Genomic DNA, 5,277 nt, shown 5'->3' with positions numbered 1-5,277 from the left:
TCCACAATTTTTCTATAGTTTTTTCTATTTTTAATATTTTTAATATTTTTAATATTTTTAGGAGGCCTGAGAAGCCCATATGGCAAGGCTTTCAGGCTTGATAAGTACACCAATTCCGATATATAAGTACACCAATTCCGATATATAAGTACACCAATTCCGATATATAAGTACACCAATTCCGATACTATTGACACCTCTATAATCTAAGTGTACTAATACACCTTTATAATATAAGTGTACTTATATGAAGAATGACCTGGTTGTAAAAGATAATGCACTAATTAATGCCAGTTATAGCTTAGGCGTTGTTGAGCAACGCTTAATTTTATTGGCGATCGTTATTCTTCGAAAAAAGACACACAATAACCAACTTTATTCAGTAAGCTTTGATCAGCCGATAGCAATTACAGCCGATAGCTATATTGAAACATTTGGTGTAAATCAAAGTACTGCTTATGAAACACTAAAAGATGCTTGTAAATCGCTATTCTCACGTCAATTCAGCTATCAAGAGCCACGTGAGAGGGGGGTTATACATAAAACAACTAGATGGGTTTCTGATATCGCTTACGTCGATCATTCGGCATCAATTGAATTTACTTTTGCACCAGCAGTTCTTCCATTAATTACTTATTTAGAAAAACATTTAACAAGTTATCAATTGAGACAGGTTGCATATTTAACAAGTGGTTATGCCATACGATTATACGAACTGTTAATAGCTTGGCGCCGTACAGGAAAAACCCCTGTTATTGATCTCATCGATTTAAGATCTAAACTGGGTATTGGTAATGATAAATATCAACGTATGGGACAGTTCAAAGAGAAAGTTCTGCATATAGCAATTGATCAGTTAAACAAACATACAGATATCACGGCGTACTATGAGCAACACAAGCAAGGGCGCACAATTATTGGGTTTAGCTTTCATTTTAAACATAAAGAAAATGTCAAAAAAATAATATCTGAAAAGCAAGCACAGCTATTTGCACGTCAGTTGATTAAAGATTCTGAATTTTCAGGAAAATTCAGCCATATTGGTGAAAGTTACTTGGATTTCTCACATCGAATTGCAAAGCAACTTACCCAAACTGAATATCAAGAAAAATATGCATTATTTCTGAGGCGTATAAAAACACATTAAATACAAGAGTGTATTGAAGAATACAATTTATAGTACACCAAAATACAGTGAAGAATACAATGACAAAATACACGATTAGCGATGTCGCAAAGCTTTATAAAAAATCACGTGCAACAATCTATAAAGACATAAAAAACGGCATCTTAAGTCGTGACTATAATGGAGTGATTGATTTTTCAGAATTACTTAGAGTCTATGGAGAGCCGATCTTAAAAACAAATACAATACACATGAATACGTATTTAGATAACATAAATAATACATCTGAATACACTTCTAAAAACACCGATACAACCATTAAAGAGCTTCAAAAACAGATTGATCTTTTGACAAAACAATTAGAAAAAGCCGAAACACGAGAGGCTCAAGCAAATACACGAATTGATACTTTACTTACTTTGATTGAGTTAAAAACGCCGTATGTACCACCAGAAGAAACTTTTTCTTTAACAGAAGATAAGAACGTTGAAAAAAATACTGATGATGTATTATCTAAAAATATTCTAGTAAAAAAGAAGGGATTTTTATCGAGACTAATTCTTCGAATTACGGAGTAAAATTAGATTAGAATATTCGCTGGAGTGTAATTTTAAATAACCTGAATAACCCAGTAAGCTAAATATAATCAAGGTATTTGAGATACGTCTAGATATAAAGATTATACCCCTATCCCGACAAAGCAATAGAAGTATAATTTAATAAGAAATAAATTGAGTTGTATATCATGTTCACAAGTCATATGACATGAAACTGATATAAACAAAGTCTATTCATTTTATTTAAGTTTCTTGCTAAGTAATTTATTAACAATAACTTTAATTTTATTTGCACCAAGAAATCCGATAAAACCACCTATTGCAACCGTTACGTCCTTAGAAATACCTAGATAATTCATTGCAGACACAGCTGTAAGCGTCAATGCACCACAAAGTAGTGCTTCAACAATGGTTGCTTTCCAGGTTTCACCTGAATAAGACATTCTAAGTGTCGCCATGATTATAGCCATGACTACACCACCAATTGGAACATCACCGTGCCACCAAGAACGAAGTAAATCAAAAAATTGGCTTTCATCAAAGGACATTTATGCCTCCCCAATTTTTGACTTAAAAGAAGAACTTTAGGCAAATGATATATATAACTATGGTACCCATCATTAACTCCTCTTAAGAATGATCTCAGTAGAGATCATTCAAGAGTATATGATCAATTAACTACTGATCGTATAGTCCTTCATTGCAGGGATATAACCGTAATCTAAGGTTTCAACCACAAATGAACGGTCGCCGTCTAGTTTAATTCGTACAGTTGGTGCTTCTGTTCCACCAATACGATATTGTAAATCGTCAGGATTTGGCGTTGGAAACGGAACAGAGTCAATAAATGATGTGACCAACCCATTTGGCATAACATAGTGTGAATACGTTTGATATGGCTGTGATGATGGGTTACCTAATACTAAACCTGAGCTGTTCATTGGGCGGTATGGCCCCGTAAGATTTTCACTAACAAATCCATATACGCCGTCGGGTCCAGTTAAACCATCTGCATAGGTATATTTATGGCTAATGGTAAACAGGTAGTATTTTCCATCTTTAAATACATAGTGTGGGCGTTCTGTTTGATCATTAACTCCTACTGCAGTAACTAACGGTGGTAAAAGCTCCCAATTGTCGCCACTTATATCGCTGGCAACAGCCAAGCCAATACATCCAGTTTGATAACGTGCTCCACCAACATTTGAATAGCCTGGTGGTACGGCTCCCATTTCATTAGTCCCAATTTGATGTGTTCCGCGATCTCCAGCAACGTTACCTTCAAACACCATGTATAAACGACCATCTACAGGGTCCAAAAACGGGCATGGATCACGGAAATTCCAATAGGTGTTTTGATCTTCTGTTTGATAATACTTACCATCAGCCGAAAAAAGCTCTTTTACTGTGGTAAATCCTTCAACAGTAACACCTGTACTTGATGTTTTAATACGGCCACGAACTTTTGCAATTGTTGCACCTGGAGTAACACATGTGTAGTAAAGATCTACAACGCCTTTCTTTGAGAGCAAGATAGGTGTACCAGCCCATTCTCTTGTTGTAGGCGAAACGCCTTCTTTCATAACACGACCACCAAAGATCCAGTCTTTACCAGTACGGCTGTACCAAAAACAAATACGTGCACGACCGTGACGATCATTCCAGTCAGCTGTGATGTCATAATTTCCTTTTGCATCAGTAAACTTTTCAGGGCTACGGTCAGCAGTAAGCGTAAAGATAACTGACCAGCCATCAACTGAAACAATTGTTCCATCTAATGAACGTAAAGGCATGGTGTCCCAAATAAAAAGCTTATCATTTAAAATTGGAAATTCTTTATCAACTAATGGTTGGGTTGTTGTTGGATCATCTTCATGAACTTTCAGTGCATCTGCACGTGTCCAAATGGTAGATGTATAACTTGGATAATTTTTTGCATAAACTGGAGTATTCGCCATGTCTATTTTCCTTTTTGCTTGAATGTTGAGTAAATCGACAATTAGAAAAATAGAATTATTTTTATTAAAAAAATATAAAATATGGCTGTTTAAAATGTGGTACAACATTTTATATTAGAGTTAGTGTTTATATGTTGTTTGGTATCTTGTAGAACAGCTAATAATAGTAATTTTGTAAAAAAATCATATATTTTAAATATGAATAAATAACAAAAAAACTATATATACCTATGTTTTAAAAATAGTAAAGTTCTTCCCGAAATACAATACAAATATTTTATAAATAACAAATATTTAACTTAAATAAGAGGAAATATTTATGATGCGATGTCCTGTTTGTAACCATGCTTCTCACACCAGAACTAGTCGATATTTATCTGGACAAACAAAAGAAGTTTATTATCAATGTCAGAATATTAATTGTTCTACAACATTTAAAACTATTGAAAGTATCGATAAAATTATTTCTCAGCCTCTATTTAAAAATAATTTACCTTTTAGAGTTTCTAGATAATATTAATTAATATTATAGTTATTAAAAAGCCTAAGTAATCATATATTTTAAACCTACTGTATGGATAGAGTATACTCTATCCATACAGTAGGTTTTTTTCAGAATTCATTAAAATAACGTATCTTTAGAATTGTCTTTATATTTAGATACACCTAGTATTTATAGGTCTAAATCTTATCGATACACTTTATGTCAAATAATGTTGGATATATACGCGTTAGTTCTATTGAACAAAATACAGATCGCCAGTTGAGTGATGTTTTTTTAGATAAGGTTTTTATTGAAAAGATGAGTGCTGGAACAATAGATCGTCCTCAATTAATTTTAATGCTTGATTACTTACGTGATGGAGATATTTTACATGTTCATAGTATTGATCGACTAGCTAGAAATACTAATGATTTAAATCATCTAATTATAAAATTGAATGAGCAGGGCGTAACTGTTTATTTTCATAAAGAGAATCTTATTTTTAAACAAGATCAACATCACTCAGCAATGAATAAATTAATGTTTCAAATGTTGGCGAGTTTTGCTGAGTTTGAAAGAGCAATGATTAAAGAACGACAAAAAGAAGGAATTTTGAAAGCTAAACAAAAGGGGGTTTATAAAGGTCGTAGTAGAAAAGTGAATTATAATTTGTTGCATATTGAAATGTCTAAAGATGGTGCTTCTTTTCGTAAAGTTGCTAAATCTTTTGGGGTAAGTATAGCAACTGTTCAAAGAGCGATGAAATTGATTAATTCAGCTTAGGCAATTTCATAGATTTTATACAATTAAAATTTATTTGTTCTTATTCACTTTTATTCAATAAAGTTGATATAGGCTTTTTATGTGCTTAAATGGCTCTATTTTGCGTTCTAATCGATTTTTTTATCTTTTTGGTCTTAGGGTACAACTCAGTATTTTTATTGCTTATAGAGCCTCGTAACGGTTTCTGTCTTTATATTTTATTTGAATTTCTGGTTTTAAAGAGTTAGGTAATTATATTATTACCTGCTATGGATTAAGTTAATTCAAGTTTTTATCCACAATTTTTCTATAGTTTTTTCTATTTTTAATATTTTTAATATTTTTAATATTTTTAGGAGGCCTGAGAAGCCCATATGGCAAGGCTTTCAG

At 32.6% G+C, this 5,277-nt stretch carries 6 protein-coding genes; 4 read left to right on the top strand and 2 right to left on the bottom strand.

The genetic code is table 11. From position 1 onward, the window contains the following. Positions 1-247 precede the first annotated feature (247 nt). Positions 248-1,147: a replication initiation protein RepM gene (gene repM, locus BLS38_RS12730; RefSeq protein ID WP_092750193.1), complete on the top strand. Its 900-nt coding sequence runs from the start codon at positions 248-250 to the stop codon at positions 1,145-1,147. 59 nt (positions 1,148-1,206) lie between these two features. Then, positions 1,207-1,704 (top strand): plasmid replication DNA-binding protein, encoded by a 498-nt coding sequence (locus tag BLS38_RS12725; protein ID WP_213030522.1) that lies wholly within the window; start codon positions 1,207-1,209, stop codon positions 1,702-1,704. 218 nt (positions 1,705-1,922) lie between these two features. Here BLS38_RS12725 and BLS38_RS12720 read toward each other — a convergent pair whose 3' ends face one another. Together BLS38_RS12720 and BLS38_RS12715 are read right to left on the bottom strand one after the other, a co-directional pair. Then, the gene (locus BLS38_RS12720; protein ID WP_092750191.1) at positions 1,923-2,231 is read right to left on the bottom strand and encodes a phage holin, lambda family; all 309 of its coding nucleotides are present in this window, start codon (positions 2,229-2,231) and stop codon (positions 1,923-1,925) included. A gap of 126 nt (positions 2,232-2,357) precedes the next feature. Further along, a complete protein-coding gene (locus BLS38_RS12715) occupies positions 2,358-3,641 on the bottom strand; it encodes a glycoside hydrolase family 68 protein (protein WP_092750189.1) in 1,284 nt (427 codons plus the stop codon). A gap of 319 nt (positions 3,642-3,960) precedes the next feature. Between BLS38_RS12715 and BLS38_RS13380 the strand changes: the two genes are divergently transcribed. Then, complete coding sequence (locus tag BLS38_RS13380) at positions 3,961-4,155, top strand: ogr/Delta-like zinc finger family protein (protein WP_092750187.1); 195 nt, start codon at positions 3,961-3,963, stop codon at positions 4,153-4,155. Between the two features lie 189 nt (positions 4,156-4,344). Beyond that, positions 4,345-4,908 carry a recombinase family protein gene (locus tag BLS38_RS12705; protein WP_092750185.1) on the top strand — a complete coding sequence of 188 codons (564 nt, stop codon included), beginning with the start codon at positions 4,345-4,347 and terminating at the stop codon, positions 4,906-4,908. The last annotated feature ends 369 nt before the right edge of the window (positions 4,909-5,277 follow it).

It is taken from the genome of Acinetobacter boissieri (assembly GCF_900096955.1).
In the GTDB taxonomy this organism is placed as follows: Bacteria; Pseudomonadota; Gammaproteobacteria; order Pseudomonadales; family Moraxellaceae; genus Acinetobacter; species Acinetobacter boissieri.
Note: the sequence above shows the minus strand (reverse complement) of the source record. Positions and strands in the feature narration are given on the sequence as shown.

Bases quoted from the DNA above. Each gene is read 5' to 3' on its own strand.
- repM (WP_092750193.1), top strand. From the start codon at position 248: ATGAAGAATGACCTGGTTGTAAAAGATAATGCACTAATTAATGCCAGT.
- BLS38_RS12725 (WP_213030522.1), top strand. From the start codon at position 1,207: ATGACAAAATACACGATTAGCGATGTCGCAAAGCTTTATAAAAAATCA.
- BLS38_RS12720 (WP_092750191.1), bottom strand. From the start codon at position 2,231: ATGTCCTTTGATGAAAGCCAATTTTTTGATTTACTTCGTTCTTGGTGG.
- BLS38_RS12715 (WP_092750189.1), bottom strand. From the start codon at position 3,641: ATGGCGAATACTCCAGTTTATGCAAAAAATTATCCAAGTTATACATCT.
- BLS38_RS13380 (WP_092750187.1), top strand. From the start codon at position 3,961: ATGATGCGATGTCCTGTTTGTAACCATGCTTCTCACACCAGAACTAGT.
- BLS38_RS12705 (WP_092750185.1), top strand. From the start codon at position 4,345: ATGTCAAATAATGTTGGATATATACGCGTTAGTTCTATTGAACAAAAT.